We start from the raw sequence: 1,646 nt of genomic DNA, 5'->3' as shown, positions 1-1,646 counted from the left end.
GGTGGGGTGCGTCGAGCCGGCAGGCGCTCAGCAGGACGTGGCCCACGATCACGTCGTCGACGGTGGCGACGTAGGACAGCGGACCGATCGGAGCCTCGGCAGCCCGTAGCGCCTCGACGAGCCGGGGAACCACCTCGTCCCCGCCGAATGCCTGAGCATGGACCGTGTGCACGTCCTCGCGGTCGGCGTCCCGCTCCGCCCGGATCCGCGCTGGCGACGTCGATGAGGCTGGTGTCATGACGAGTGAGGCTAGCCGCTGTCAGGACGCCAGCTCACTGCATTTCTTCCAGCTCCCGGCCCTTCGTCTCCCTGATGCGCCTCACCACGAACACCAGGGAGAGTGCCGCGAAGAACGTGTAGATGCCGTACGCGAATCCGAGGCCGATCGCCTGCAGCGTCGGGAACGTCGTCGAGACGGTGAAGTTCGCCAGCCACTGTGCGGCGGCGGCGACCGCAAGGGCCTGGGCACGGATCTGGTTGGGGAACATCTCGCCGAGCAGGACCCACACCACGGGTCCCCAGCTCAGTCCGAAGAACACGACGTAGAGGTTCGCGGCGACCAGGGCGACCGGCGCCATGATTCCCTGCAGCACCGGTTCGCCGCCGATGACCGGAGCGGTCCCGAAGGCGAACGCCAACGTGCCCAAGGTGAGCATCATGCCCGTCGACCCGATGGTGAGCAGCGGCTTGCGCCCGACCTTGTCGATGGTCGCGATCGCGATCAAGGTGGTGAGAATGTTGGTCACCGACGTGATCACCGTGATGATCAGGGAGTCCGCCTCGCTGAACCCGACCGCCTGCCACAGGACGGACGAGTAGTAGAAGATCACGTTGATGCCGACGAACTGCTGGAACACCGACAACAAGATGCCGACCCACACGATCGGCAGCAGGCCGAGCCGGGGGCCGCGCAGGTCCGACAGCCGCATCCTGCGATCCGCGGCGAGGGTCTGGTCGATCTCGGCGATCTTCGCCTCGACGTCACCGCCGAGGTACTTCCGGAGGACCTTTCGCGCCTCTGCGGTGCGTTCCTTCGCGACGAGGAAGCGCGGTGACTCAGGCAGGCGGGACGCGAGCGCACCGTAGGTGAGCGCCGGGATCAGCAACGACAGGAACATCCACCGCCACGCGTCGAGGCCGAGCCAGAGCTCCTCGCGGGCGCCTCCGGCCAGTGTGGCCAGTACGTAGTCGACGAGGAGGGCGACGAAGATCCCGGTCACGATCGCCAACTGCTGCAGCGAACCCAGGCGGCCGCGGATCCGGGCCGGCGAGATCTCGGCGATGTACGCCGGAGCGATCACCGAGGCGGCACCCACGCCCATCCCGCCGATGAACCGCCACAGCGCGAGGTCCCAGATGGCGAACGCGAATCCGGAACCGAGCGCGCTCACGGCGAACAACGCCGCGGCGATCAGCATGACCCGGACCCGGCCGAGGCGGTTGGCCAGCGGACCGGCGGACCAGGCGCCCAGCGCCGACCCCAGCAGCGCCGCCGCCACCGCCAGGCCGAGAACGAACGGGTTGACGGCAAAGGTGTCGCGCACCGCACCGACCGCACCGTTGATGACAGCTGTGTCATAACCGAAGAGAAAGCCGCCGAGCGCCGCCGCCGCGGCGACCGGGGCGACCCTGCCGGTCGGCCCCGC

The 1,646-nt window shown here is 68.7% G+C and carries 2 protein-coding genes; both read right to left on the bottom strand.

Translation table 11 applies throughout. From position 1 onward, the window contains the following. Positions 1-238, bottom strand: a 238-nt coding sequence (locus ABN028_RS35140; RefSeq protein ID WP_349699661.1) for a GNAT family N-acetyltransferase, incomplete at its 3' end; no start/stop codon positions are given. Between the two features lie 34 nt (positions 239-272). After that, positions 273-1,646: sugar porter family MFS transporter (locus ABN028_RS35135; protein WP_349699660.1), on the bottom strand; the 1,374-nt coding region annotated here is incomplete at its 5' end.

It is taken from the genome of Actinopolymorpha sp. B17G11 (assembly GCF_040196095.1).
GTDB lineage: Bacteria > Actinomycetota > Actinomycetes > Propionibacteriales > Actinopolymorphaceae > Thermasporomyces.
This window is presented reverse-complemented; position numbering and strand designations above follow the sequence as displayed.